The 26,517-nt window shown below is 71.0% G+C and carries 21 protein-coding genes; 9 read left to right on the top strand and 12 right to left on the bottom strand.

Going from position 1 to position 26,517, the window contains the following annotated elements; all coding sequences use genetic code 11:
• Positions 1-15: 15 nt before the first annotated feature.
• Both OG776_RS12805 and OG776_RS12810 read left to right on the top strand, forming a co-directional pair.
• The gene (locus OG776_RS12805; protein WP_329320707.1) at positions 16-1,011 is read left to right on the top strand and encodes a DUF4349 domain-containing protein; all 996 of its coding nucleotides are present in this window, start codon (positions 16-18) and stop codon (positions 1,009-1,011) included.
• Positions 1,012-1,044: 33 nt separating this feature from the next.
• Entirely contained in the window at positions 1,045-2,472 is a 1,428-nt protein-coding gene (locus OG776_RS12810) for an FAD-dependent oxidoreductase (RefSeq protein ID WP_148013319.1), read from the top strand.
• 139 nt (positions 2,473-2,611) lie between these two features.
• Here the strand turns inward: OG776_RS12810 and OG776_RS12815 are convergent, their stop codons facing one another.
• Positions 2,612-2,947, bottom strand: a complete 336-nt coding sequence (locus OG776_RS12815) for a hypothetical protein (RefSeq protein ID WP_148013233.1) — start codon at positions 2,945-2,947, stop codon at positions 2,612-2,614.
• 201 nt (positions 2,948-3,148) lie between these two features.
• Here OG776_RS12815 and OG776_RS12820 point away from each other — a divergent pair, with 201 nt between their 5' ends.
• Entirely contained in the window at positions 3,149-3,967 is an 819-nt protein-coding gene (locus OG776_RS12820; RefSeq protein ID WP_148013234.1) for a rhomboid family intramembrane serine protease, read from the top strand.
• A gap of 18 nt (positions 3,968-3,985) precedes the next feature.
• Here OG776_RS12820 and hemE read toward each other — a convergent pair whose 3' ends face one another.
• Positions 3,986-5,056, bottom strand: a complete 1,071-nt coding sequence (gene hemE, locus OG776_RS12825; RefSeq protein ID WP_148013235.1) for a uroporphyrinogen decarboxylase — start codon at positions 5,054-5,056, stop codon at positions 3,986-3,988.
• Positions 5,057-5,269: 213 nt separating this feature from the next.
• Between hemE and OG776_RS12830 the strand changes: the two genes are divergently transcribed.
• The 5 genes from OG776_RS12830 to OG776_RS12850 all read left to right on the top strand — a co-directional run bounded on the left by OG776_RS12830 (position 5,270) and on the right by OG776_RS12850 (position 12,259).
• Positions 5,270-5,896 carry a DUF3000 domain-containing protein gene (locus tag OG776_RS12830; RefSeq protein ID WP_187285959.1) on the top strand — a complete coding sequence of 209 codons (627 nt, stop codon included), beginning with the start codon at positions 5,270-5,272 and terminating at the stop codon, positions 5,894-5,896.
• A gap of 395 nt (positions 5,897-6,291) precedes the next feature.
• Positions 6,292-6,954, top strand: a complete 663-nt coding sequence (locus OG776_RS12835) for a response regulator transcription factor (RefSeq protein WP_019073943.1) — start codon at positions 6,292-6,294, stop codon at positions 6,952-6,954.
• A gap of 147 nt (positions 6,955-7,101) precedes the next feature.
• The gene (locus OG776_RS12840; RefSeq protein ID WP_148013237.1) at positions 7,102-8,376 is read left to right on the top strand and encodes a ribonuclease D; all 1,275 of its coding nucleotides are present in this window, start codon (positions 7,102-7,104) and stop codon (positions 8,374-8,376) included.
• Positions 8,377-8,906: 530 nt separating this feature from the next.
• Complete coding sequence (locus tag OG776_RS12845) at positions 8,907-10,124, top strand: thiolase family protein (RefSeq protein ID WP_329320712.1); 1,218 nt, start codon at positions 8,907-8,909, stop codon at positions 10,122-10,124.
• Complete coding sequence (locus OG776_RS12850) at positions 10,121-12,259, top strand: 3-hydroxyacyl-CoA dehydrogenase NAD-binding domain-containing protein (protein ID WP_329320715.1); 2,139 nt, start codon at positions 10,121-10,123, stop codon at positions 12,257-12,259. Before OG776_RS12845 ends, OG776_RS12850 begins: the two co-directional genes overlap by 4 nt.
• 193 nt (positions 12,260-12,452) lie before the next feature.
• Here OG776_RS12850 and OG776_RS12855 read toward each other — a convergent pair whose 3' ends face one another.
• Positions 12,453-13,469 carry a hypothetical protein gene (locus OG776_RS12855; RefSeq protein ID WP_148013240.1) on the bottom strand — a complete coding sequence of 339 codons (1,017 nt, stop codon included), beginning with the start codon at positions 13,467-13,469 and terminating at the stop codon, positions 12,453-12,455.
• Positions 13,470-13,557: 88 nt separating this feature from the next.
• Here OG776_RS12855 and OG776_RS12860 point away from each other — a divergent pair, with 88 nt between their 5' ends.
• Positions 13,558-13,965 (top strand): NTP pyrophosphohydrolase, encoded by a 408-nt coding sequence (locus tag OG776_RS12860; protein WP_329320717.1) that lies wholly within the window; start codon positions 13,558-13,560, stop codon positions 13,963-13,965.
• Between the two features lie 329 nt (positions 13,966-14,294).
• Here the strand turns inward: OG776_RS12860 and OG776_RS12865 are convergent, their stop codons facing one another.
• The 9 genes from OG776_RS12865 to OG776_RS12905 form a co-directional block, all read right to left on the bottom strand.
• Positions 14,295-15,761, bottom strand: a complete 1,467-nt coding sequence (locus OG776_RS12865; RefSeq protein ID WP_148013242.1) for an ArnT family glycosyltransferase — start codon at positions 15,759-15,761, stop codon at positions 14,295-14,297.
• A gap of 87 nt (positions 15,762-15,848) precedes the next feature.
• A complete protein-coding gene (locus OG776_RS12870) occupies positions 15,849-17,357 on the bottom strand; it encodes an amino acid permease (protein ID WP_148013243.1) in 1,509 nt (502 codons plus the stop codon).
• A gap of 147 nt (positions 17,358-17,504) precedes the next feature.
• Positions 17,505-19,436 carry a 1-deoxy-D-xylulose-5-phosphate synthase gene (gene dxs, locus OG776_RS12875; protein WP_148013244.1) on the bottom strand — a complete coding sequence of 644 codons (1,932 nt, stop codon included), beginning with the start codon at positions 19,434-19,436 and terminating at the stop codon, positions 17,505-17,507.
• A 224-nt stretch (positions 19,437-19,660) separates the two neighbouring features.
• Positions 19,661-20,953 carry a sugar ABC transporter permease gene (locus OG776_RS12880; RefSeq protein ID WP_148013245.1) on the bottom strand — a complete coding sequence of 431 codons (1,293 nt, stop codon included), beginning with the start codon at positions 20,951-20,953 and terminating at the stop codon, positions 19,661-19,663.
• A complete protein-coding gene (locus tag OG776_RS12885; RefSeq protein ID WP_187285960.1) occupies positions 20,950-21,741 on the bottom strand; it encodes an ATP-binding cassette domain-containing protein in 792 nt (263 codons plus the stop codon). Before OG776_RS12885 ends, OG776_RS12880 begins: the two co-directional genes overlap by 4 nt.
• 181 nt (positions 21,742-21,922) lie before the next feature.
• Positions 21,923-23,020, bottom strand: coding sequence for a substrate-binding domain-containing protein (locus OG776_RS12890; RefSeq protein ID WP_187285967.1), 1,098 nt, complete (start codon positions 23,018-23,020; stop codon positions 21,923-21,925).
• A 133-nt stretch (positions 23,021-23,153) separates the two neighbouring features.
• Positions 23,154-24,353, bottom strand: a complete 1,200-nt coding sequence (locus tag OG776_RS12895) for an ROK family transcriptional regulator (protein ID WP_148013248.1) — start codon at positions 24,351-24,353, stop codon at positions 23,154-23,156.
• A gap of 242 nt (positions 24,354-24,595) precedes the next feature.
• Positions 24,596-25,534 carry a carbohydrate ABC transporter permease gene (locus OG776_RS12900; RefSeq protein ID WP_148013249.1) on the bottom strand — a complete coding sequence of 313 codons (939 nt, stop codon included), beginning with the start codon at positions 25,532-25,534 and terminating at the stop codon, positions 24,596-24,598.
• Between the two features lie 17 nt (positions 25,535-25,551).
• Positions 25,552-26,484 (bottom strand): carbohydrate ABC transporter permease, encoded by a 933-nt coding sequence (locus tag OG776_RS12905; RefSeq protein ID WP_148013250.1) that lies wholly within the window; start codon positions 26,482-26,484, stop codon positions 25,552-25,554.
• Positions 26,485-26,517 lie beyond the last annotated feature (33 nt).

Genomic DNA, 26,517 nt, shown 5'->3' on the forward strand with positions numbered 1-26,517 from the left:
CGGGGGTACGCCCACATGCACACATCACGTTCCGTACGCGGCACACGAACAGGCCGGGCCCTGGCCGGGGTTCTGCTCGTCTCCTCGCTCGCGCTGGCGGGGTGCGGCGCCGGGGGCGACTCCGGCTCGTCGAGCGCCGACAAGGCGGCGTCGGAGGACCGGAAGGCCGGCGCGGCCGACGGCAAGGCCGTTCCGGGTGCCGCGGACGGCGCCGCCTCGGGCGCGGGCGGTTCCCGTGCCACCGCGGCGCCCTCGCCGCGCACCGGCGGCATCATCCGTACCGCGTCCCTGACCGTGCAGGTCGAGGACGTGCCCAAGGCGCTGGACGAGGCCCGCGCCGCGGCCACCGACGCGGGCGGCTTCGTCGGTGACGAGACGACCACCCGGGACGGCCGGGGCCACGAGCGCACCCGTGTCGTGCTGCGCGTGCCCACGGACCGCTACGACCGGGTCCTCGCCGACCTGGGCGGTACGGGGAAGGTACTGGAGCGGACCGCGAAGGCGCAGGACGTCACCGACCAGGTCGTCGACGTGGAGAGCCGCATCACCTCGCAGCGCGCCAGTGTGGCCCGGGTCCGTGAACTGATGGACCGGGCGGCCAAGCTCAGTGACGTGGTGGCGCTGGAAGGGGAGTTGAGCAGCCGTGAGGCCGATCTGGAGGCACTGCTCGCGCGTCGGGCGTCGCTGAAGGACCGCACCGACCTGGCGACCATCACGCTCTCCCTCTCCGAGACGCCGGTGCGCACCACCGCGGCGAAGGCCGGGGAGCCCGGCTTCACGGACGCCCTCGCGGGCGGCTGGGACGCGTTCGTCACGACGCTGCGCTGGATCGCGATGGTGCTGGGCGCGGTGCTCCCGTTCGCCGTCTGCGCGGCGGTGCTCGTGGTGCTGTGGCTGCGGTTCGGACGGTCCCGGCTGTCGCGCCGCCCGCGGCCGGCGCCGTCCGTGCCGGGCGCCGGTGCGCTCCCGGTGGCTCCGCCGGTGCGCGGGAAGGATGCCGAGGACGCCTGAAATGGCGGGCCACCGTAGCGTGTTCGCATGAGCATGAACCGTACGAGCGCGACGGACGTCGCCGGCAGTGCAGACGGGACGGGCGGGGCGGCCGAGCGACTGGTCGTCATCGGCGGCGACGCGGCGGGCATGTCCGCCGCGTCGCAGGCGCGCCGGATGCGGGGCCCGGACGAGCTGGAGATCGTGGCGTTCGAGCGCGGCCACTTCACCTCCTATTCGGCCTGCGGCATCCCGTACTGGGTGGGCGGCGACGTGTCCGGGCCGGACCGGCTGATCGCGCGTTCGCCGCAGGAGCACCGGGAACGCGGCATCGACCTGCGGATGCGCACCGAGGTCACGGAGATCGATGTCGCGGGCGCCCGGGTGCGTTCGCGCGACCTGGAGTCCGGGGCGGAGGCCTGGACGTCGTACGACAAGCTCGTGATCGCCACCGGCGCCCGTCCGGTCCGCCCGGACCTGCCGGGCATGGACGCCCCCGGCGTGCACGGGGTGCAGACCCTCGACGACGGCCAGGCCCTGCTGGACACGCTGGCGGCGACGCGGGGCCGGCGCGCGGTGGTGGTCGGCGCCGGTTACATCGGCGTGGAGATGGCCGAGGCGCTCATCAACCGGGGGTACCGGGTGACGGTCGTCAACCGGGGTGCCGAGCCGATGGCCACGCTCGACCCGGACATGGGCAGGCTGGTGCGCCGGGCCATGTCGGACCTGGGCATCACCATGGTCGACGACGCCACGGTGACCGGCATCGTCACCGGTCCCGACGGGGTCCGGGCGGTCGCCACCGAGCGCGCGGAGTACCCGGCGGACGTGGTCGTGCTCGGCATCGGGGTGCGCCCCGAGACCACGCTCGCCGCGGCGGCCGGGCTGCCGCTGGGCGACCACGGCGGCCTGCTCACGGATCTGGCGATGCGGGTGCGCGGACACGAGAACATCTGGGCGGGCGGTGACTGCGTCGAGGTCCTCGACCTGGTCTCGGGGAGCGAGCGGCACATCGCGCTGGGCACCCACGCCAACAAGCACGGGCAGGTCATCGGCAGCAACGTGGGCGGCGGGTACGCCACCTTCCCCGGTGTGGTGGGCACCGCCGTGAGCAAGGTCTGCGACCTGGAGATCGCACGCACCGGGCTGCGTGAGAAGGACGCGCGCCGGGCGGGCCTGCAGTTCGAGACCGTCACCATCGAGTCGACCAGCCGCGCGGGCTACTACCCGAGCGCGGCCCTGATGACGGTGAAGATGCTCGCGGAGCGCCGCACCGGGCGGCTGCTGGGTGTGCAGATCGTCGGCCGGGAGGGGGCCGCGAAGCGCGTCGACATCGCGGCGGTGGCGCTGACCGCGGGCATGACGGTGGAACAGATGACGGCCCTCGACCTGGGTTACGCCCCGCCGTTCTCACCGGTGTGGGACCCGATCCTGGTGGCGGCCCGCAAGGCGGTCACGGCGGTACGGCGAGGCGCGGCGTAGGGCCGCGGGACCCGGTCGCGGCCGGGTCCCCCGGGCGGTCGCGGGCGTGACCGGCCGTCGTACCCGGCGCCGCCCTGTCGCGCGCCCCCGCCGCTCCGCCGCGCACCTACACGTCTGCAGCCTTCATGCCTCTACGCCTCTACGCGGATTCGTGACCGGCGTTGCCGTTGATCCGGTCGATCGCCTGCCGGGCCTGTTCGGCGGGCGGCCGGGCGGGCAGCGAGGAGACGGAGCCCGAGGCGGTGACGGCCGCGGGCGGCGTGGTGGGCGGCTTCGCGTGCGCGGCCGACCGTACGGAGCGCAGCCGGTGGCTCACGGCCTCGTCGAGGGTCACCGGACGCTGGAGGCGCGCCGCGAGCCGTCCGGCCTCCTGGCCGAGCGCGGCCACGTCCTCCCAGGGGAGGTGCACCACCAGGGAGATCTCCGCCTCGCCGTCGGGCAGGGCGTGCATCGGAGGAGTAACTCGGTCGTTCATCGCCTGTGTCCTCACGTCTTCCTCGTGTCGCGTATTCGTCGCGGCGCGGGCGGGCGGTCGAGGAGACATACGCACCGGAGCGCGGCAGCGTTCAGAGGCGCGGGGAGGAGCGCGGGCCGGGTCGCGCGCCCCGCCGCGGAAAGCGTGCGTGCCCCCCGCGGACGTGCGGATACCCGCGGCGATCCCGGGCACTACTTCCTTGTGGTCATACCCGTCCATGACGTGAACCCGGTGCGCGGCACGCCCTATGTGACGTACGCCCTCATCGCCGCCAATGTCCTGGTGTTCCTCTACACCCCCGGCCTCGCCGGATCGGTGGCGGGCGACAGCGGACTCTCCCAGCTGTGCCATCTGCAGGCGTTCCTGGACCACTACGCCGCGGTGCCGCAGGAGCTGATCCACCACCAGATGCCACGGCTGGTGCCCACCGGCGAGGTCGGTGCGGGCACCCACGGGCCCGGCTGTCTGGTGAGCCCGCCGGACTACGACAAGTCGCCGCCGCTCTCGGTGCTCACCGCGATGTTCCTGCACGGCAGCTGGCTGCACCTGCTCGGCAACATGCTCTTCCTGCTCATCTTCGGCAACAACATCGAGGACCGCCTGGGACACGTGCGGTTCGTGCTGTTCTACGTGGCGTGCGGTTACGCGGCCGGCTACGGCTTCGCGCTCCTCAACGACACCTCGACGGACCCGCTGCTCGGCGCCTCCGGGGCGATCGCCGGGGTGCTCGGCGCCTACCTGGTGCTCTATCCGAGGGTCAGGGTGTGGGTGCTGGTCCCGTTCCTGGTCTTCCTGCCGCTGCGGCTGCCCGCCTGGCTGGTGCTCGGCTTCTGGTTCGCGCTGCAGGCGGTCTACTCGTCGGGCGGCGGTGTCTCCACCGCCGGGACCGTCGCGTACGAGGCGCACGTGGCCGGCTTCCTGGCGGGCATGGTGCTGGCCTGGCCGCTGCGCCGGGGCACCCCGCCACCGCCGGAGCCGCGCAGCCTGCTGTGGGGCAGGCAGGCGCGGCACGGCTGGTGAGGCACCGCCGGTGAGGCGTCAGCGCGCCGTCCGGGTGTGGACGTCCTCCACGAGCCGGGTCAGCGCGTCGGGGTCCATGCTCGGCAGGACGCCGTGGCCGAGGTTGAAGATGTGGCCCTCCAGACCGGCGGCGGCGTCGAGCACCTCACGGGTCTTGGCCTCCACCGCCTCCGTGGTGGAGAAGAGGACGGCCGGGTCGAGGTTGCCCTGGAGCGCCTTGCCGGGGCCGACCCGGCGTGCGGCCTCGTCGAGCGGCACCCGCCAGTCGACACCGACCACGTCCGCGCCCGCCTCCCCCATCAGGCCGAGCAGTTCGCCGGTGCCGACGCCGAAGTGGATGCGCGGGACGCCGTACCCGGCCACGGACTCGAACACCTTGGTGGACGCGGGCATCACCGAGCGACGGTAGTCGGCGGGAGCCAGCGCGCCGACCCAGGAGTCGAAGAGCTGCACGGCGCTCGCGCCCGCCTCGATCTGCACCTTGAGGAAGGTGGAGGTGATCTCGGCGAGGCGGTCGAGCAGATCGGCCCAGAGCCGCGGGTCGCCGTACATCAGCGCCTTGGTGTGCTCGTGGTTCTTGGACGGGCCGCCCTCCACGAGATAGCTCGCGAGGGTGAACGGCGCGCCCGCGAAGCCGATGAGGGGCGTCTCGCCCAGCTCGGCCGTCAGGAGCTTGATCGCGTCGGTGACGTACGAGACGTCGTCCGGGGTGAGGTCGCGCAGCTGCGCCAGGTCGGCGCGGGTGCGGATCGGCTTCTCGACGACCGGGCCGACGCCCGGCTTGATGTCGAGGTCGATGCCGATGGCCTTCAGCGGGACGACGATGTCGCTGAAGTAGATCGCCGCGTCCACGCCGTGCCGGCGCACCGGCTGGAGGGTGATCTCGGCGACCAGCTCCGGCCGCATGCAGGACTCCAGCATCGGGATGCCCTCGCGCACCTTGAGGTACTCGGGCAGCGAGCGACCGGCCTGCCGCATGAACCACACCGGCGTGTGCGGCACGGGCTCGCGCCTGCACGCCTTCAGGAAGGCGGACTCGTACGTGGCTGTCGGCGGCTGGCCCGCGGCGGGGCGGTCATTGGCACTCACGACGGAAAGTCTCCCACGCCCCGCGGGGCCTCCGGTGCCGGGCACCGGGGCGCACGCGCACCCCGGCCCGGCGCCCGGACCGGCTCGTTCGCGCGGCGCGAACCGGACAGTGGTCCCACGCACGGGTGTCTCTCCCTGCGCGCGGGCCCAGTTCCCCTTAATCTTCCCCGCATGGCTGCGGCTCAGGGACGACTGTCGGACGGCGCTGGGGGAATGGACGATGCCAAGGAGGGGGACCAAGATGCGAAGGAGACTGCTCCGTTGCCGTTCCGGGCCGCCGTCGACGCGCTGAAGGGGGCCCGCCTGCGGCCGGAGATCGAGATCGACCCGACGCGTCCGCCGCAGCGCCTGGCCCCGTACTCGTACGCGCTGGAGGCCGCGGTCGTCGCCGAGGACGAGGATCTCGCGGACGGCCGGCTGGTCCTGCTGCACGACCCCGCGGGCCACGAGGCCTGGCAGGGCGCCTTCCGCCTGGTGACCCTGATCCGCGCCGAGCTGGAGCCGGAGATGGCCGCCGATCCGCTGCTGCCCGACGTCTCCTGGTCGTGGCTGACCGGCGCCCTGCAGGCCCGCGGTCTGTCGTACGGCGAGCCGAGCGGCACCGTGACCCGGGCGAGTTCGCACTACTTCGGGGGGCTGGCCGAGCGCCCGGCCGCGTCGCAGATCGAGATCCGCGCCTCCTGGACACCGCGCGAGGGGCTGGGCGGCGTCCCGGACACGGCCGCGCATCTGGCCGCCTGGTGCGACCTGCTCTGTCAGATCGCGGGCCTGCCGCCGGCCGGGCCGGGCGACGCCTCGGTGGTGACGCTGCCGCAGCGGCGGGGGCCCCAGTCGCGCTGAGCACCCGGCGGTGAGCGCGCCGAGGCACTCACCGAGCCGCTCACCGCAGCCTCCTCGCCGCCCCGAGCCGGGCGGCACTTTCTTGTCCGCCCCCTCCGCGCGGACCGCGCGCCACCCCGCACGAACGGACGTACGAGTACCGGACAGCCGGTCGGGGTTCTTACCGAGGCTTTGTCGATACGGCCACTTTCAGCCGTGTCGCGACACGGAACGACTCGGTTCGATCTTCGGATGATCGATCGCGTGTCCGAATTGCACGGATTGTTACTCACCAAATCGTGATCATTCTCTAAAGGAGAACGGGTTTGGTGCCGAAGACGACTGTGACCTTGAAAGCACGGTTCGTCCCGGCTTCATCCCCAGAGCCGGTCCCGTCCCGCACCCCAGGAGGCCTGGTGTCCGTTCTCCTCGAGCAGCCCGCAAGCCTGGTCGCCTACCGCCCGAACAAGCCGACCGCCATGGTGGTCGTGGCCGACCCACGGGTCCGTTCCACCGTCACACGCCACCTCTGGGCGCTCGGAGTGCGCGACGTCATCGAGGCGTCGTCCGTCGCGGAGGCCCGTCCCCGAATCGGCAACCCGCGCGACATCTGTGTCGCCGACGTCCACCTTCCCGACGGCAGCGGGCTCACCCTGCTGTCCGAGACCCGGGCCGCCGGCTGGCCCAACGGCCTCGCCCTGTCCGCCGCCGACGACATCGGCGCCGTACGCAACGCCCTGGCGGGCGGCGTCAAGGGCTATGTCGTCACCGGCACCCGCACCAACGTCGGGCTCCCCACCCGGCCCGGCGCGGCGCCCATCGGCTCGGCCGCCGCCCGTATGCACCGCCGCCCCCCGGGTGCCCCGAGCCACCCGGGCGGCTACCGCGAGCTCTCCGGCCGTGAGGTCGAGGTGCTCCGGCTGGTCGCGGAGGGCCAGTCGAACAAGGCCATCGGCGTCTCGATGGGCCTGTCCGCGCTGACCGTCAAGAGCCACCTCGCCCGCATCGCCCGCAAGCTCGGCACGGGCGACCGCGCCGGGATGGTGGCGGTGGCCCTGCGGACGGGGATCATCCACTGACCACGCCCACGAGAACACCCGGCCGCACCCCGTCCACCCGTTCGTGAACGCGATCTTTCACCGACCTGACTGGTTTACGACCCTCATACGCCCGTCGACGGAACGTTCCGTCGGCGGGCGTAGTCCATCCACGGATACCCTTGACAGGTGACCGACGCCCAAGAGACCGCAGAAGACAGCTCACTGCGAACCACCGGAGGCGGCCCTCCGGACGACGTCGAATCGGCGCCGATCCCTTTGCTCGAGCCCCGGGAGGGCATTCCGCCCGTCGTGGCGGACGAGTCCTCGCTCGCCGAGGTGATCGCCGCGTTCGCCGCCGGAACCGGCCCCGTGGCCGTCGACGCCGAACGCGCGTCCGGCTACCGCTACGGCCAGCGCGCCTACCTGGTGCAGCTGCGCCGCGCGGGGGCGGGCAGCGCATTGATCGACCCCGTCGCCTGTCCCGACCTGTCGGGGCTCGGTGAGGCGATCTCCGGCGTGGAGTGGGTGCTGCACGCGGCCACCCAGGACCTGCCCTGCCTGCGGGAGATAGGCATGGTGCCGACGCGGCTGTTCGACACCGAGCTGGCCGGCCGTCTCGCCGGGTTCCCCCGGGTGGGCCTCGGCGCCATGGTGGAGAGCGTCCTCGGTTTCGTCCTGGAGAAGGGACACTCCGCGGTCGACTGGTCCACCCGCCCCCTGCCCGAGCCCTGGCTGCGCTACGCCGCGCTCGACGTGGAACTGCTCGTGGACCTGCGCGACGCCCTGGAGAAGGAGCTCGACCGGCAGGGCAAGCTGGAATGGGCCCAGCAGGAGTTCGACGCGATCGCGCAGGCCGAGCCCGCGCCGCCGCGCAAGGACCCCTGGCGCCGTACGTCGGGCATGCACAAGGTGCGCCGCCGCCGTCAGATGGCGGTCGTACGGGAGCTGTGGGAGACCCGGGACCGGGTCGCCCAGCGCCGCGACATCTCACCCGGCAAGGTCCTCGGGGACGCGGCGATCGTCGAGGCCGCCCTCTCCCTGCCTCCCAATGTGCACGCCCTGTCCGCGCTGAACGGCTACGGGCACCGCATGGGGCGGCGCCAGCTGGAGCAGTGGCAGGCCGCGGTCGACCGCGCCAAGGCGCTGCCCGACGCCGAGCTCCCGCAGCCGGGGCAGCCGGTGACCGGCCCGCCCCCGCCGCGGGCCTGGGCGGACAAGGACCCGGCCGCCGCCGCCCGGCTCTCCGCCGCGCGCGCCGCCGTGTCCGCGCTGGCCGAGCAGCTCAACATGCCGCAGGAGAACCTGATCACTCCGGACACCGTGCGGCGGGTGTGCTGGGAGCCGCCGGCCCCCGCCGACGCGGGGTCCGTGGCCGCCGCGCTCGCCGGGTACGGCGCCCGGCCCTGGCAGGTCGAACAGGTGACACCGGTCCTGGTGACCTCCCTGTCCGCCGACCACTGACGCCCCGCATCCCCAGGAGGGACGGGCCCGCGCTTCCCCGTGACGCGGGCCCGCCCCCTCGCCGGGTTCGCCCCTCCACCCTCCGCCTGCTCCGCCAGGTGCCCGGGCGGCCCGATCCTGCCGCCCCCGCCGGCGGGGGCGGGCGCCACACCCACCACAGGCGCCCCACTCCCCCCAAGACCTCCTTCTTGCCGCCACACCCGCCCTCCGTGCCCGAAGGGGTCGGGGCCGGACGGAGCCGACACCGGCAGAGCGACGTCGAAATCAGGCCAAGATCTCCGGAGAGCGCACGGAGAAATGGGGCGAACCCCTCGTCACGACGGACGGCTCCCGCGGCAGCGCGCCGGCCGTGGCCGGGCACCGGCCGCTCACATCCCGCTCCCGCGCACCGCGGTTCCCGTGTGACGTTCGCCGCTCCCGCCGCCGGGACTGGGCAGGGTGGTTACTCGTAAGTAGCATGGGGCGGTGAGCGCGCGCTCAGGCGTGTGCGCCGCGCAGCAGTGCCATCCCGCATCTGGAGGAGAGCCATCGTGCCTCGTACCGTCAGGGACGTCGTCTTCGTCGACGGCGTCCGCACCCCGTTCGGCAAGGCGGGCCCGAAGGGCATCTACCACGAGACCCGCGCCGACGACCTCGTCGTGAAGGCCATCCGGGAGCTGCTGCGCCGCAACCCGGGCCTCGACCCGAAGAAGATCGACGAGGTCGCCATCGCGGCGACCACGCAGATCGGCGACCAGGGTCTGACGCTGGGCCGCACGGCCGGCATCCTCGCCGGGCTTCCCCAGTCGGTCCCCGGCTACTCCATCGACCGCATGTGCGCGGGCGCGCTGACCGCCGTCACCACCACCGCGGGCTCCATCGCCTTCGGCGCGTACGACGCCGTCATCGCCGGTGGCGTGGAACACATGGGCCGCCACCCGATGGGCGAGGGCGTGGACCCGAACCCCCGGTTCGTCAGCGAGAAGCTGGTCGACGAGTCGGCCCTCTTCATGGGCATGACCGCCGAGAACCTGCACGACCGCTACCCCACGATCACCAAGCAGCGCGCCGACGAGTACGCGGTCCGCTCGCAGGAGAAGGCCGCGAAGGCGTACGCCAACGGCAAGATCCAGCAGGACCTGGTGCCGGTCTCGGTCCGCAACACCAACGCGGAGGTCGGTGAGACGGGCTGGGGCCTGGTCACCGCCGACGAGCCGATGCGCCCGGGGACGACGCTGGAGAACCTGGCGAACCTCAAGACGCCCTTCCGCGTCCACGGCCGGGTCACCGCGGGCAACGCGGCCGGTCTCAACGACGGCGCGACCGCCTCGATCATCGCCTCCGAGGACTTCGCCCGCGAGCACGACCTGCCGGTGCGGATGCGCCTGGTCTCCTACGCCTTCGCGGGCGTCGAGCCCGAGGTCATGGGCTACGGTCCGATCCCCGCGACCGAGAAGGCCCTCGCCCAGGCCGGCCTGACGATCGAGGACATCAACCTCTTCGAGATCAACGAGGCCTTCGCCGTCCAGGTGCTCGCCTTCCTGGAGCACTACGGCATCGCCGACGACGACGCGCGCGTCAACCAGTACGGCGGCGCCATCGCGTACGGCCACCCGCTCGCCTCCTCCGGCGTCCGCCTGATGACGCAGCTGGCCCGCCAGTTCGAGGAGCAGCCGCACGTCCGCTACGGCCTGACCACCATGTGCGTCGGCTTCGGCATGGGCGCGACGGTCATCTGGGAGAACCCGCACTTCGAGGGGGACAAGTGAGCACCACCGCTGAGCTTTTGAAGGGTGCGGCCGAGCTGTTCCCCGACGAGGTCGTGACGTCCGCGAACGTCCGTCATCTGGACCTGCCGTTCGGGGCGGGCCGCTTCGCGCTCATCACCCTCGACAACGGCTTCGACCACACCAAGCCGACCACCTTCGGCCCGGCCTCGCTGGCGAACCTGAACGCCGCGATCGACCAGGTCGAGAAGGAGGCCGCGGCCGGCGAGATCGTCGGTGCCGGCGTCACCGGCAAGCCGTTCATCTTCGCGGTCGGCGCCGACCTCAAGGGCGTCGAGCTGCTGAAGAGGCACGAGGACGCGCTCGCCATCGGCAAGGGCGGCCACGAGGTCTTCAAGCGGCTGTCCGCGCTCGGGGTACCGACCTTCGCGTACTACAACGGCGCGGCGATGGGCGGTGGCGTCGAGGTCGGTCTGCACTGCTCGTACCGCACGGTCTCCGCGGCCCTGCCGGCCTTCTCGCTGCCCGAGGTCTTCCTCGGCCTGGTCCCGGGCTGGGGCGGCTGCACGCTGCTGCCCAACCTGATCGGCGCCGACAAGGCCGTCTCGGTCGTCATCGAGAACTCGCTGAACCAGAACAAGCAGCTCAAGGGCGCGCAGGTCTACGAACTGGGCATCGCCGACGCCCTGTTCGAGGGTGCGGACTTCCTGGAGCAGTCGCTGCTGTGGACGGCCGCCGTCCTCAAGGGCGAGATCGTCGTCGAGCGTCCGGAGATCGACCGCGGCGAGACCTGGGACCAGGCCGTCGCCCGGGGCCGTGCCATCGCCGACGGCAAGGTGCACGGGGCGGCTCCGGCCGCGTACCGCGCGCTGGAGATCATCGAGGCGGCCAAGGACGGCGACCTCCAGAAGGGGTACGACGCCGAGGACACGGCGCTCGCCGACCTGATCATGGGCGGCGAACTGCGTTCCGGCATCTACGCGTTCAATCTGGTCCAGAAGCGGGGCAAGCGCCCGGCCGGCGCCCCGGACAAGTCCCTGGCCCGTCCGGTCACCAAGGTCGGCGTCGTGGGCGCGGGCCTGATGGCCTCGCAGCTCGCCCTGCTCTTCCTGCGCCGCCTCGAGGTACCGGTCGTCCTCACGGACATCGACCAGGAGCGCGTCGACAAGGGTGTGGGCTACGTCCACGCGGAGATCGACAAGCTGCTGTCGAAGTCCCGCATCAACCAGGACAAGGCCAACCGCCTCAAGGCCCTGGTCTCCGGTGTGCTGGACAAGGCGGAGGGCTTCTCCGACGCGGACTTCATCATCGAGGCGGTCTTCGAGGAGATCGGCGTCAAGCAGCAGGTGTTCGCGGAGGTCGAGGCGGTCGCCCCGGCGCACGCGATCCTCGCCACCAACACCTCCTCGCTGTCGGTGACCGAGATGGCGTCGAAGCTCAAGAACCCCGAGCGGGTCGTGGGCTTCCACTTCTTCAACCCGGTCGCGATCCTTCCGCTCCTGGAGATCGTGCGCGGCGAGCAGACGGACGACGCCTCGCTCGCCACCGCGTTCGCCGTCGCCAAGAAGCTGAAGAAGACCGCCGTTCTGGTGAAGGACGCCCCGGCGTTCGTCGTGAACCGCATCCTCACCCGCTTCATGGGCGAGATCCAGAACGTCATCGACGAGGGCACGCCGGTCGCGGTCGCGGAGAAGGCGGTGGAGCCCCTCGGTCTGCCGATGTCGCCGCTGGTCCTGCTCGAACTGGTCGGTCCCGCGATCGGCCTGCACGTCTCGGAGACCCTCAACCGGGCCTTCCCGGACCGGTTCACGGTCTCCGCGAACCTCGCGGCCGTCGTCAAGGCGGGCAAGCGCGGCTTCTACGTGTACTCCGCCGAGAACGGCTTCAAGCCGGAGCTCGACCCCGAGGTCGCCGCGCTCCTCCAGCAGGGCGAGATCGTCCTCGACGAGGAGCAGGTCCGTGACCGCGTCCTGGACGCCGTCGCCCAGGAGATCGGGCTCATGCTCGACGAGGGTGTCGTCGCCGAGGCGCAGGACATCGACCTCTGCCTGATCACGGGCGCGGGCTGGCCCTTCCACCTGGGCGGGATCACTCCGTACCTGGACCGCGAGGGTGTCTCCGAGCGAGTGAACGGGAAGCGGTTCCTGGAGCCCGGAGTGGCTTCCGTCCCGTCGTAGGCGCACCGCCGGTCGTACCGGGTGCCCCGTATGCCGTGACCGGCGTACGGGGCATCCGGCGTTCGGGGGTGGGGTTCTTTGCTGCGGTGCGGTTCTTTGTTGCGGTGCGGTGCGGGTCGTACGTGGCTGAGCGTGCCGTTGCCCGCGCCCCCGGACGGGCGCCCGGCGGCGCCGTTTCGGGGGCGGGTGGTGGTCAGATCGGTTGCCAGGCCTCCAGGGCCAGGCCCGGCTCGTCCTTGCGGCGGGTCAGGAGGAGTTCGTCCGTGCCGGGGGTGAGGACCGCCGCGACCACGCGGCCGTCCTCGTCCTGTGCCGTCGACACCGTCGCGTCGGCGGGCAGCCGGGGGCCGGACTCGGTCCACCAGGCCCCCGCCGACTCCTGCTCGGTCGGATACGCGGCGAACGCGATCCGGCCGCTCGCCGAGCGCTGCGCGAGCAACGTGCAGTCGAAGCCCTCGAGTTCGCACCGGATCACGGACACGGGGCCGGGTCCGGCCGACGTCAGCAGCGGTACGGGCTTGCCGCCCGGCCGCCAGGCGGAGACCTCACCGGCCTCGTCGGTGTAGAAGAGCGTGCTGGCCCCGGGGGACGTGGCCAGCGCCCGGAGGGTGCCGGGGCGCACCGACGCCTCCAGGACCTCCTCCATGACCGGTCGCGCGCCCGGCTCCGGCTGGCGCCAGTGCAGAATCCCGTCCGGCACCGCGGCGAACAGCTCGACGAGCCCCGACTCCCCCGTCACGGCCGCCAGATCCTCCCGCACCGCGCTTCCCCCGAGATCGCGCCACGGATCCCAGCCGCCCTTCTCCTTCTGGGCGACCATGCCGACCCCGCCGGCCTTGTTCCGTACGAACACATGGGCGCGGCCCCTGGCGTCGACCGCCACGGCCGGGACGCCGGTCCGGTCGCCCTTCTTGTCCGGGTGACCTATCGGGTTCCAGTCGAGGGCGGACAGCCGCGGCCGGAAGTGCGTCGAGTGGACGAGCCCCGACTCCCCGGTCACCGTGGGACGCCACGAGACGAGGTGGGTGTAGCCGTCGGCGCCCTGCCCGACCGCGAGCACGGGGTGCAGGCGCTGGTCGCCGCCCACGGTGCGCGCGGGTTCCCAGGAACCGCCGGGCCCGCGCTCCGCCCGGCAGAGGACCGCGGTGTCCGACAGCAGGTACGCACTGAGCCTGCCGTCGCGACCGCGTCTGAGCCATTCGCCGTTCACCGGTTCACTCTAAGCCGGGCCCCCGTGGCCTCCGCCAGGGGCCCGGCCTCCGTCCTCGGGCGACGGCGGCGCGTGCGACCCTGGCCCCATGGACGACCCCGACGGCCCCCTGCTCGTGATCATCGACGGTGCCAACGTCGTCGGCTCCGTGCCCGACGGCTGGTGGCGCGACCGCCGGGGCGCCGCGGAGCGGTTGCGGGACCGGCTCGCCCTGGACGGACTGCCGGGCCACGACGGGCCGGTGGAGATCGTCCTCGTGGTCGAGGGCGCGGCCAGGGGCGTGGAGCCGGTGGCGGGCGTACGGGTCGAGTCGGCTCCCGGCAGTGGCGACGACCGCATCGTGGAACTGGTGGAGGAGACGCGGGGCCGCCCCCGTCTGGTCGTCACGGCGGACCGTGGACTGCGGCACAGGGTCACCGCGGCGGGCGCCCGGGTGACGGGGCCACGGGCGGTGCGAGGGGCCGGCGCGAACGGCGCGGGAGCGGACGGGGGGTGAGCCGTACGACCGGGCGCGGCCCGGCAGGGCACGGGACGGCCCGGCACCTCGCCGTCGGCGGGAGCGGGGCGCGGTCCGACGGCGCCGGGCCGGTGCTCGCCGTCTCCCGCCCCCGGCGCACGGGGGCCGTTGACCGCGTGGGGCGTCCGAGCCACGAGCCGGAGACTCCCCGCCCGAGGCCCTGGGCGGCCTCCTGACGCCCTGGCGCCCCCCTCCGGGCCCGGGGTGACACCCTGGCGTCGCGCTCCCGTCCCGGCGGCTCCCGGGGCCCGTGGGCGGGCCGTCGGCGGCCGTTCCCGCCCGACGCGCCCCCGCCGCGCGCCGCACGGTCAGTCCTGGGCGTCCCTCCGTGTGTACAGGACCGCTCCGTCGACCGTTCCCGCCTCCGCGTAGCCCGCGGCCAGGAGCCGGCGCAGCGAGGGCACCCGGTCCGGCGCGTACGGACGGCCGCGGGAGTCGTCGACGACGAGGACCGGCGGCCGGGCCGTCAACTCCGCCCGGAACACCGGCCAGGTGCCCTCGACGGCGTACTTCTCGCCCACCCGGGGTCCGTCGCGGCCCCCGCTGTAGTTGGTGAGGAGGCCCGCCGTGAGATAGCGGGTGGCGGGGGCGCGGCCCGCGAGCCAGTACGTCTCCGGGTGCATGCCCCAGACGAGCACGTGGTCCCCGGGCCGGGTGCGGTGCGCCACGGCGGCGGCCAGGCGCTGGGAGTGGGCGAGTTCGGGGCGCGGGGCGAGCAGGCCCCAGGCCAGGAACAGCACGCAGCAGCAGGCCGAGGTGCGGGCCGCGGTCAGCAGCCGCCCGCGGGGCAGGACCCGCAGCGCGGCGGTCGCCAACAGCACGGCGGGAGGCAGGAGTTGCAGGTAGTAGTGGCCGAAGAAGTGGAAGCCGGTGATGACGGCCGCCGCCGAGGAGCCGAACCACAGCCACAGGTCGGCCGAGCCCGTGCGGGCGACCCGCAGCCCGCGCAGGACCGGCGGGATCAGCCCGGCGCAGGCCACCGCCAGGATCGCGGCGTTGGCCAGCCCCCGGCCCAGGACGTGGAGTGCCGAACCGGTGAAGGAGGCGTACGAGCCCGAGCCGGTGACGGTCCAGAACAGCAGGCCGGCCGGATCGGTGAGCAGGGCCACCGCCGCCACCGGGGCGAGCGCCCCGACTCCCGTCCGCAGCAGGTCTCTTCGGGGTGACCCCGCGTGGCGCCACAGCAGCCAGAGCACCGGCACGAGGACGGCCGCGCCGGTCTGCTTGACCAGGAAGGAGCACGCGACGGCGGTGCCGGCCGCGCCCCAGCGGCGCCGGTCGGCACACCACACCGCGGCCGCCGTGCAGGGCAGTATGAACACCTCGAACGTGGCGGCCTGCGCGTCCTCGGGGTTGAGCCCGATCGACACCAGCGCGTACAGCACGCCGGCGGTCCGCCCGGACCGGTCGCCCCAGCGGCGCCGGGCCAGGGAGGCGAGCAGCACGGCGGTCGACAGCTGGGCCAGCACCGCCAGCACCCTGACCGGTGTCAGCGACCCGGAGCCGAACACCGCGAACGCGCCCTCGTACAGCCACGGCACGAGCGGCGGCTTGCGGTCCACGACGGTCCGGTACAGCTCTCCCCCGGCCGCCAGTATCCGTGCCTGCACGGCGAGATAGCCCTCGTCCGGGCTCCACAGGGGTCGTACGAACGAAGGGACCCGGGTGAGGGCGACGAGCACCGCGAGGACGGGCAGCAGCCGTCTCCAGTACCCGTCGTCCGCTGCCCGGGACCCGGTGACGGTGCGTGGTGTGACCAGGAGCCCGGCGCGCATACCGTGCACGTTATCCGGCCCCGCATCGCCCACCGGGTGGGACATACGGGGCGGGAGCCACCGAACCGCCGGTCACGGTCGGCAAGGTCACGGCGTCTTCCGCGCGCCGCCCTCCGTGTCCTTCCGGGCCGGCGCGAGACGGCTGTGCGAGCGTCCGTACAGGAAGTAGACGACGCAGCCGACCGCCATCCAGATCAGGAACCGCAGCCAGGTCTCCGCCGGCAGGTTGACCATCAGCCACAGCGAGGCGAGCACCGACAGCGCGGGGACCAGTGGGACCAGCGGGGTGCGGAAGGCGCGGTGCAGGTCGGGGCGGGTGTGGCGGAGGATGATGACGCCGCTCGCGACGACGACGAAGGCGAAGAGCGTGCCGATGTTGACCAGTTCGGCCAGTTCGCTCAGGCTCGTGAAGCCCGCGAGGATCGCGATGATCACACCGAGCAGGATGGTCGGCCGGTGCGGCGTGCGGAACCTCGGGTGGACGTGGGAGAAGAACCGCGGCAGCAGCCCGTCGCGGCTCATCGCGAAGAAGACCCGGGTCTGGCCGAGCAGCAGGATCATGCAGACCGTGGTCAGTCCGACGGCGGCGCCGAAGCTGATCACGCCCGCGTACCAGGGGTGTCCGGTCGCCTTGAAGGCGTCGGCGAGCGGGGCGTCGATGGACAGCGCGGTGTACTTCTGCATGCCCGTGACGACGATCGACACGGCGACGTAGAGCGCGGTGCAGATGAACAGGGAGCCGAGGATGCCGCGCGGCATGTCCCGCTGGGGGTTCCTGGTCTCCTCGGCGGCGGTGGCCACGACGTCGAAGCCGATGAAGGCGAAGAACACCACGGAGGCCGCGGTGAAGATGCCCATCACCCCGAAGTTGGTGGGGGTGTAGCCGAACAGCAGCTGGATGAGGGGGGCCTGGAGGTTGCTGCCCGCGGGCTGGGCCTGCGCCTTGGGGATGAAGGGCTCGTAGTTGTCGCCGACGACGAAGAACGCGCCCGCGACGATCACGATCAGCACCACGGTGACCTTGAGGGCGACGACGACGGTGGTGACCCGGGCGGACAGTTTCACGCCGATGACCAGGATGGCGGTGAGCACCAGCACCAGCGCGGCAGCGAGGATGTCGAACCCGAACCCGGTCGCGCCGTCCCGCCCGCTGAGGTAGTCGGGCAGATGCCAGCCGGCGTTGTCCAGGAGCGAGCGCACGTAACCCGACCAGCCGACCGCCACCACCGCCGTGCCGAGCGCGAACTCCAGCACCAGGTCCCAGCCGATGATCCAGGCGGGCAGTTCGCCGAGGGAGGCGTACGAGAAGGTGTACGCGGACCCCGCCACCGGGACCGTGGACGCGAACTCGGCGTAGCACAGCGCGGCCAGGCCGCAGACGACGCCCGCGATCACGAACGCGAGTGACACCCCGGGGCCGGCGTTCTCCTTGGCGACCTTGCCGGTGAGGACGAAGATGCCGGTGCCGATGATGACACCGACGCCGAAGACGGTGAGGTCCAGAGCGGACAGCGACTTCTTGAGTGCGTGTTCCGGCTCCTCGGTGTCCAGGATCGACTGTTCGATCCTCTTGGTCCTGAAGAGGTTGCTGCTCACGGGCCTACCTCCACGCTTGACGTCCTCGACATGATCGAGGGGGCGTGTACCGCGCATGCCCCGGCGCGGACGGGTTCACGCGAACGGGCCGGTTCCACCACCCGTACAGGGTGCTGGAACCGGCCCGATGGGCCTGCGGTCCGGCCGTCAGTCGCGCGCGGGCTCGACCGAGTCCACGGCGTGCGCGGCCGTGCGCTCGAAGCGCCCGTCGAGCTTGGAGACGAGGCCGGTGACCTGGCGGGCGATGTCCGGGGCGGTCAGGCCGATCTCCGTCATGACCTCGGCGCGCGAGGCGTGGTCGAGGAAGCGCGGCGGGATGCCGAAGTCGCGCAGCGGGACGTCGACGCCCGCGTCGCGCAGGGCCTGCGCGACGGCCGAACCGACGCCCCCGACGCGCGAGTTGTCCTCGACGGTGACGACCACCCGGTGCTGCTCGGCGAGCGGGGCCATGGCCTCGTCGACGGGCTTGACCCAGCGCGGGTCGACCACGGTCGTGGTGATGCCCTGCTTGTCGAGGAGGCCGGCGATCTCCAGGCACATCGGCGCGAGCGCGCCGACCGAGACGAGCAGGACGTCCGGGATGTCGGTGCCGGACTCGCGCAGGACGTCCATGCCGCCGATCCGGCCGACGGCGGGGACGGCCGGGCCGACCGCGCCCTTGGAGAAGCGGACCACCGTCGGCGCGTCGTCGACCTCGACGGCCTCGCGCAGCTGGGCCCGGACCTGGTCGGCGTCGCGCGGCGCGGCGAGCCGCAGGCCGGGGACGACCTGGAGGATCGACATGTCCCACATGCCGTTGTGCGAGGCGCCGTCGGTGCCGGTGACGCCCGCGCGGTCCAGGACGAAGGTGACCCCGCACTTGTGCAGCGCCACGTCCATCAGGACCTGGTCGAAGGCGCGGTTGAGGAAGGTCGCGTAGACGGCGAAGACGGGGTGCAGGCCGCCGGTGGCGAGGCCGGCCGCGGAGACCGCGGCGTGCTGCTCGGCGATGCCGACGTCGTACACCCGCTTGGGGAAGGCCTTGGCGAACTTGTCGAGGCCGACCGGCTGGAGCATGGCGGCCGTGATGGCGACGATGTCCTTGCGCTCCTGGCCGAGCCTGACCATCTCCTCGCCGAAGACGGAGGTCCAGTCGGCGCCGGAGGAGGCGATGGGCAGCCCCGTGTCGGGGTGGATCTTGCCGACGGCGTGGAAACGGTCGGCCTCGTCCTGGAGGGCGGGCTGGTAACCGCGGCCCTTCTCGGTGAGGCAGTGCACGATGACCGGGCCGCCGAAGCGCTTGGCGCGGGCGAGCGCCGACTCCAGGGCCTCGATGTCGTGGCCGTCGATCGGCCCGACGTACTTCAGGCCGAGGTCCTCGAACATGCCCTGCGGGGCGATGAAGTCCTTGAGGCCCTTCTTGGCACCGTGCAGGGTCTCGTAGAGCGGCTTGCCGACGACCGGGGTGCGCTCCAGGAGGTCCTTGCCGCGGGCGAGGAAGCGCTCGTAGCCGTCCGTGGTGCGCAGGGTGGCCAGGTGGTTGGCGAGGCCGCCGATCGTGGGGGCGTACGACCGCTCGTTGTCGTTGACGACGATCACCAGCGGGCGGTCCTTGGCGTCCGCGATGTTGTTCAGGGCCTCCCAGGCCATGCCGCCGGTGAGCGCGCCGTCGCCGATGACGGCGACCACGTGGTCGTTCCTGCCGAGTACCTCGTTGGCCTTCGCCAGGCCGTCGGCCCAGCCGAGGACCGTCGAGGCGTGCGAGTTCTCGATCACGTCGTGCTCGGACTCTCCCTGCGAGGGGTAGCCGGACAGGCCGCCCTTCATCTTCAGCTTCGAGAAGTCCTGCCGGCCGGTGAGCAGCTTGTGGACGTAGGACTGGTGACCCGTGTCCCACAGCACCCTGTCCTTGGGCGACTCGAAGACGCGGTGCAGCGCGATGGTGAGCTCCACGACACCGAGGTTGGGGCCGAGGTGGCCGCCGGTCTTGGAGACCGCGTCGACGAGGAAGGTCCTGATCTCGCCGGCCAGCTGATCCAGCTGCTCCAGGCTGAGCCGGTCCAGATCGCGCGGTCCCGTGATGCGGGTCAGCAGCGGCACCCGTGCCTCCTTGCAGGTAGAGCTGTTCGAGCTTTGCCGGGCCTGTCGAGTCTAATGTTCCGCCTTTTCGCCCGGCGCCCGGCCCCGGGGGTCCATGTCACCCGTTCGGCGTATCCGGGCGGGGGACACGGTACGCGGGTGAGGACACGGCTGTGCCCGGCACCATCGCTGGTGCCGGGCACAGGCCGAGGAGGGCCGCGGTGACGGGCCCGCCCCGTCAGCCGTTACGCGCGACCGGCCGACTTCTGGGTCTTGCGGGTCACCGCGTCGATGACGACGGTGGCGAGCAGCACACCACCGGTGATCATGTACTGGACCGGCGAGGCGATGCCCTGCAGGGCCAGGCCGTACTGGATCGAGACGATGACCAGCACACCGAGCAGCGCGTTCCAGGTGCGGCCACGGCCGCCGAAGAGGCTGGTGCCACCGATGACGGCCGCCGCGATGGCGTTCATCAGCAGGTCACCGCCGCCCGCGCCCTGGTTGGCGGAGGCGATCTTGGAGGCGATGAACAGACCGCCGACGGCGGCGAAGGTGCCGGAGATCGCGAAGACCGAGATCCGGACCATCTCGACGTTGATACCGGCACGGCGGGAGGCCTCGACGCTGCCACCGAGCGCGAAGATCTTCCGGCCGTACGCGGTGCGGCGCAGCACGAAGTCCGTGATCAGGAGCACCGCGATGAAGATCACCACGGCCAGCGGGAGACCCTTGTACTGGTTGTAGATGATCGCCACGGCGAAGGCGACGATCGCCAGCAGCACGGTGCGCAGGATCGTCTCGCTCAGCGGCCGGGACGGGACGCCCGCGGCCTCGCGGCGCTTGTTGCCGTAGAACGAGGACAGGAAGAACACCACGGTCACGGCGATGGCGAGCACGTAGGCGGCGGCCACGTCGGTGAAGTAGTAGCTGGTCAGCTTGGCCACGAGGCCTTCGCTGTCCAGGTTGATGGTGCCGCTGCTGCCGAGGATCTGGAGCATGAAGCCGTTCCAGAACAGCAGACCCGCCAGGGTGACGGCGAAGGCCGGCACACCGATGCGCGCGAACACGAAGCCGTGGATCGCGCCGGCCACCGTGCCGGTGAGGATGGCGAGCACGAAGGCCAGCCATTCGTTCATGCCGTGCGTCACGTTCAGCACCGCGAAGGCGGCGCCCGCGACACCGGAGACCGAGCCGACCGACAGGTCGATCTCACCGAGCAGCAGGACGAAGACGATACCGACCGCGATCATGCCCGTGCCGACCATGGCGACGGAGATGTCGGACAGGTTGCCCGCGGTGAGGAAGTTGGAGTTCAGGCTCTGGAAGATGATCCAGATGATGATCAGACCGACGACGACCGGCATCGAGCCGAGGTCACCGGCCTTCATCTTGCGCTTGAACTCGGACACGTAACCCGCGAGGCCCTGCTCGCGGACGAGGAGCCGGGGGTCCACCACGGTGACCGCCGCGGCGGCCGCCTCCGGGTTCTCCACGGCGTGGTCCTCGGGGGTCTCAGAGGTCTTGTCGATGCTCACTTCTGAGCCTCCCCATTGCTGCGCGCCGCACGACGGGTCACGGCGTTCTCCGTGGCGCCCGTGATGGCGGAGATGATCTCTTCCTGCGAGGTCGACTTGACCTCGAAGATGCCGTTGTTGCGCCCGAGGCGCAGGACGGCGACCTTGTCGGCCACGGCCTTGACGTCCGCCATGTTGTGGCTGATGAGGATGACCGCGTGGCCGCGCTCGCGCAGCCGCTCGACCAGGTCGAGGACCTGGGCGGTCTGCTCGACGCCGAGAGCCGCGGTGGGCTCGTCGAGGATGACGAGCTTGGGCTCACCGAGCATCGAACGGGCGATCGCCACCGTCTGGCGCTGACCGCCGGAGAGCGAGGCGATCGGGATACGGACGCTGGGAATGCGGATGGACAGCGTGTCCAGCAGCTCGCGCGAGCGGCGCTCCATCTCGACCTCGTCCAGGATGCCGCGCTTCTTCAGCTCGCGGCCCAGGTAGAGGTTGCCGACGACGTCGATGTTGTCGCAGAGCGCGAGGTCCTGGTAAACGGTCGCGATACCGAGACCCTGGGCGTCCTGCGGCTTGTTGATCTGGACGGCCTTGCCGTCCCACTCGATGGCGCCTTCATCGATGGGGTGCACACCGGCGATCGTCTTCACCAGCGTGGACTTTCCAGCACCGTTGTCGCCCACCAGGGCGACCACTTCGCCGGCGTGGACCTCAAGCTCGACATCGGTGAGCGCCTGGACGGCACCGAATCGCTTGGAGACCCCGCGCAACGCCAGAACAGGCGTAGCGGACACGTGAACCATCTCCTTCGCCGCCTGACCCGGCGGGAGGTTGTGCAGAAGTTTGTGGAGTGTTCCGTCCGGCGCCCCGCCCTAGCTTTGCGGGGCTGATGGATGCGGGGCGCCGGAGGGGCTTTCGGTCACGCAGGTCCGGCAAGGGAATTCAGGTCCGAATTCCCTTGCGCGGTTGGAGACCTGCGGCGGCTTACTTGATGCCGAGAGCGTCGCACTTGGCCTTGTAGGCGCCCGTGCAGATCTCGTCGACCGTGTAGACGCCGTCCTTGATGACGGTGTCCTTGATGTTGTCCTTGGTCAGCGAGGTGACCGGGACGAGCACCGAGGGGACGGCCTTCGTGGTGGGGCTGTCGACCTTGTCCTTGGCGACCGTGGAGAGCGACTTGCCCTGGGCGAGCGCGACGGCCATCTCGGCGGCGGCGTCGGCCTCGGGGGCGTACGGCTTGTAGACGCTCATGAACTGCTCACCCGCGAGGATGCGCTGCACACCCGCGAGCTCGGCGTCCTGGCCGGTGACCGGGACGGAGATGCCGGCGGCCTTGAGGGCGGTGATGATACCGCCGGCCATGCCGTCGTTGGCGGAGTAGACGCCGACGATGTTCTTCTTGCCAAGGGCGGTGATGGCGCCCTCCATGTTGGCGTTGGCGTTCTCCGGCTTCCAGTCCTTGGTGTCGTACTCCTTGCCGACGTTCACCTTGCCGTCGAGGACGGAGTGGGCTCCGGCCTTGAACTGGGCGGCGTTCGGGTCGGTGGACGAGCCGTTCATCATCACGATCTTGCCGGACTTGGCCTTGGCGCCGAGGGCGTCGAGAAGCGCCTGGCCCTGGGTCTTGCCGACCGTCGTGTTGTCGAACGAGGTGTAGGCGTCGATCGGGCCCTGCGCGAGGCGGTCGTAGGCCACGACCGGGATGCCGGCGTCCTTGGCCTTCTGGACCGAGCTCTTGATGGCAGCGGCGTCCACAGCGTCGACGATCAGGACGTCCACCTTGTTGGTGACCATCGTGTCGACCTGCTGGTTCTGCGTGCTGGCGTCCTGCTTGGCGTTGGCGTAGACGACCTCGCCCTTGTTGTTCGTGAGCTCCTTGATCTTCTTCTCGATCAGGGGCTTGTCGAACTTCTCGTAACGCGCGGTCTGGTTCTCGGGAAGCAGCAGACCGACCTTGATCGCGTCGCCCTTCTTGGCGGAGCTTGAGCTGTCGCTCTTGTCGCTGGACTCCTTGGCACTGCCACAGGCGGCCAGCGAGACGGCCATCGCACCAGCGGCAACGGCAACGGCGGCACGACGCATACGCGTGTTCACTTCAGAAACCTCCCTGACGAGGCCGCGTCGTTGCGGCCGAGGTGGCTGGAAGTCAACTCGGCCACACGTGCGACGTCAAGAAGTAAATACTTAACGAGATGGCAACGGTGCCATGCGTTCTCTAAGTGAAGGCAGGGGTAACGGCGGACAGCGATCCATCCAAAAGGGTTGAATCGCCCATCTCGCTGAGCGCGAGCGCGAGCGCCCCGAGGACCTCCGCGCGGCCGCCAAGTGCCCCTGGAAGCACCGACAGTTGACGGGCGGCACTGGGGATCGCATAGCGTCCCACGGACTCCCTGATGGGCCCCAGGACGAGTTCCCCGGCCTCGGCGAGATCGCCGCCGAGCACCACTCTGCTCGGGTTGAGCAGATTGCAGAGATTCGCCACACCGCTCCCGATGTGACGTCCGACGTCGGCGATCACCCGACGGCAGCCGGGGTCGCCGTCCCGCGCCAGCCTGACCACGCCTTCCATGGTCAGATCGGTGCCGTGACTGGACTGCAGGAGCGGCAGCACGTAACGGGCCGCCGCGAAGGTCTCCAGGCAGCCGCGGTTGCCGCATCGGCAGACGGGACCGGACTCGTCCAGCGTGATGTGCCCTATCTCACCCGCCGTGCCCCCCGGCCCCCGGTAGATCTTCCCGCTGATCACCAGACCGGCCCCGACACCGCTCGCGACCTTGATGTACGCGAGGTCCCTGACCCCGCGGCCGCTGCCCCAGACCAGCTCCCCGAGCGCGCCCAGATTGGCGTCGTTGTCCACGTGCACGGGCACGCCGAGCCGCCCCCGCAGCTCCTCGGCGGGCCGTGCGCCGGTCCAGCCCGGCAGGATCGAGGTGGACCCCAGGGTCCCCGACTCGACGTCGATCGGGCCGGGTACCCCGAGCCCCACGCCGGCGATCTTGGTACGGTCCACTCCGGTCACCGCGATCAGGCGGCTGACCAGCTCTTCCGCCCGGTCGAACCCCTGGGCGGCCGACGCGTCGACGTCCAGCGGTTCGGACTCCTCGGCCAGCACCTGGTGGGCGAGGTTGCCGACCGCGACGCGCAGATGCGTATGACCGAAGTCCACGCCGATGACGATGCCGGCGTCACCGCTCAAGGACACGCTGCGGGCCCTGCGGCCACCCGCCGAAGTGGGTGTGACCTCGACCGTTCCGCTGTCCTTCAGCTCCCGGACGATATTGGAAACGGTCGCGGCGGACAGGCCCGTCGTCCTCGCGATCTCCGCCTGCGTGAGCGATCCGGCAAGGCGCACCGCTCGCACGACGCGCTCCAGATTGGCTCGGTGCAGCGACGACTGCGACCCCGGAGTCTCCATCGACTCATCCACTCCTGCCCTCAGCCGGACGGCCCCGATGCCGCCCGTGTGATCCGGGTCACAGCAGCGGAACCCGGCTCACTTACAAGTTGTGAACTCCAAGCTCCGCTGAACGGGTTACCGCAGTCAAGTCCTTGAGGGAAATCCGGGACGACAACCCCCGTTCCGTTTCCGTTACCGCCCCGACACACACCCGCCACCCCCGGTCCGGGGGTGGCGGGTGTCGCGCGAGGCACGGATCGTTACTTGAGCGTCGCCGAGGTGAGACCTGCCTGCACCTGCCGCTGGAAGGACAGGTACACGATCAGCATGGGAACCATCGCGATGGTCACGCCCGCGAAGAGCACGGGCAGGTCGGTCGCGTACCCCTGCTGCTGCTGGAGCTGGATGAGCCCCTGGGTCAGGACATATCGCTCCGGATCGGCACTGGTCTGCGGCTGCATCAGCACGGACGGCAGGATGTACTGGTTCCACTGGCCCAGCACGTTGAAGATGCCGACGCTCAGCAGACCGGGCTTGGCCATCGGCAGCATGACCTGGAAGAACGCCCGGGAGTGCGACGCCCCGTCCAGCACCGCCGCCTCGAAGACCGCCGTGGGCAGGGTGCGGAAGAACGAGTGCATGAAGAAGACGGTGAACGGCATCGAGTAGGCGACGTACACCAGGATCAGCCCCTGGTACGTGTTCAACATGTCGAGGCGCTTGACCATGAAGAACAGCGGCACCAGGGCCAGGAAGACGGGGAACATGGCCCCGCCGACGAAGAAGTAGTACACGATCCGGTTGCCCGGGAACTCGTAGCGGGCCAGGACGTACGCCGCCATGGAGCCCAGGAGCATGGTCAGCGGGACCGAGAACACCAGCACGATCAGGGTGTTCGCGAAGTAGTCGCCGATGCCCTTGTTCCAGGCCCGACGGAAGACGTCGAAGTCCCAGTGCGAGGGCCAGCTGAGGGCCGAACCGCCGATCTGCGCGTCGGTCTTGAAGGAGCTCAGGACCAGCCACAGCAGCGGCAGGATGATCAGCACGGCCCACAGGACGAGGAACCCGTGCGAGAAGACGTTCAGGGTCATGCCCTCGCTGCGCCGGTCGCCCGGGCGCGCCGGAGTCTTCCCGACCGTCCGCTGCGGCGGTACGCCGGCGCCGCCGACCTTCGTCGGCTCGGTGATGGGTGCGCTCATAGTCGTCTGTCTCCCGCTCAGAACTCGATGCGCTCGCGGCGGGTGGCGCGCAGCGTGACGACGGACAGGATCAGGGTGAGGAGGAGCATGATGACGCCCATGGCACAGGCGTAGCCGCTCTTCCCGTAGTAGAGGAAGTTGCGCATCATGACGTTCGCCATGACCTCGCTGTGGTGGTCGGGTCCGCCGCCGTACCCGGTGCCCTGGGTCATCGTCGAGACCAGGACGAACATGTCCATGGCGATGATTCCCAGATAGACCCAGGCGGTCTGCACGGTGTCCCACAGCAGCGGCAGGGTGACCCGGAAGAACGTGTGCGTGCGGCTCGCGCCGTCGAGCAGCGCGGCCTCGTAGATGTCCCGCGGGATGGACTGCATGGCCGCGGAGAACAGCACCAGATAGAAACCGACGCCGTGCCAGACGACGACCGCCATCAGGCACCAGATCACCAGGTCGGGCTCGTTCATCCACTCGATCGGATTGTTGCCGTTCTCCAGACCGAGCTTGATCAGGATTCCGTTGAGCAGGCCGCCGCTGTCACTGCGGTAGAGCGCTCCGAAGAGCACCGCGACGATGGCCAGCGACAGCACCTGCGGAAAGAAATAGACGATCTTGTAGAACCCGGATCCCGCCACGCCCTGCACACCGCCGGCACGGCCGCGGCCTCCCGCGTTCACCATGAACGCGAAGAAGAGGGCGAGCAGAATGGTGATCACCGGGATGAACACCAGGAACAGGATGTTGTGCCAGATGGCGCCCATGAACACGTCGTCCTGGAACAACGCCTTGTAATTGTCCAGGCCGACGAAACTGAACGTCTGCGACTGGCCCTTCCAGTCGGTGAAGGAGTAACCGATGGTCTGTATGTAAGGCCAGATCACGAAGATCAGATACAGCGCCAAAGGTGCGAGGAGGAACCCCGCGACGAACCGGTACTGCCCTTTTCGCATGGCATCCTGCCCCTGGTGTTCCGGGTGAGCGTG

The organism is Streptomyces sp. NBC_01689 (genome assembly GCF_036250675.1).
In the GTDB taxonomy this organism is placed as follows: domain Bacteria; phylum Actinomycetota; class Actinomycetes; order Streptomycetales; family Streptomycetaceae; genus Streptomyces.

What these genes read in the sequence shown, in the direction of transcription:
- OG776_RS12805 (WP_329320707.1), top strand. Translation starts at nt 16, where the DNA reads ATGCACACATCACGTTCCGTACGCGGCACACGAACAGGCCGGGCCCTG.
- OG776_RS12810 (WP_148013319.1), top strand. Translation starts at nt 1,045, where the DNA reads ATGAACCGTACGAGCGCGACGGACGTCGCCGGCAGTGCAGACGGGACG.
- OG776_RS12815 (WP_148013233.1), bottom strand. Translation starts at nt 2,947, where the DNA reads ATGAACGACCGAGTTACTCCTCCGATGCACGCCCTGCCCGACGGCGAG.
- OG776_RS12830 (WP_187285959.1), top strand. Translation starts at nt 5,270, where the DNA reads ATGGACGATGCCAAGGAGGGGGACCAAGATGCGAAGGAGACTGCTCCG.
- OG776_RS12860 (WP_329320717.1), top strand. Translation starts at nt 13,558, where the DNA reads ATGGACGACCCCGACGGCCCCCTGCTCGTGATCATCGACGGTGCCAAC.
- OG776_RS12865 (WP_148013242.1), bottom strand. Translation starts at nt 15,761, where the DNA reads ATGCGCGCCGGGCTCCTGGTCACACCACGCACCGTCACCGGGTCCCGG.
- OG776_RS12885 (WP_187285960.1), bottom strand. Translation starts at nt 21,741, where the DNA reads ATGGTTCACGTGTCCGCTACGCCTGTTCTGGCGTTGCGCGGGGTCTCC.
- OG776_RS12890 (WP_187285967.1), bottom strand. Translation starts at nt 23,020, where the DNA reads ATGCGTCGTGCCGCCGTTGCCGTTGCCGCTGGTGCGATGGCCGTCTCG.
- OG776_RS12895 (WP_148013248.1), bottom strand. Translation starts at nt 24,353, where the DNA reads ATGGAGACTCCGGGGTCGCAGTCGTCGCTGCACCGAGCCAATCTGGAG.
- OG776_RS12900 (WP_148013249.1), bottom strand. Translation starts at nt 25,534, where the DNA reads ATGAGCGCACCCATCACCGAGCCGACGAAGGTCGGCGGCGCCGGCGTA.
- OG776_RS12905 (WP_148013250.1), bottom strand. Translation starts at nt 26,484, where the DNA reads ATGCGAAAAGGGCAGTACCGGTTCGTCGCGGGGTTCCTCCTCGCACCT.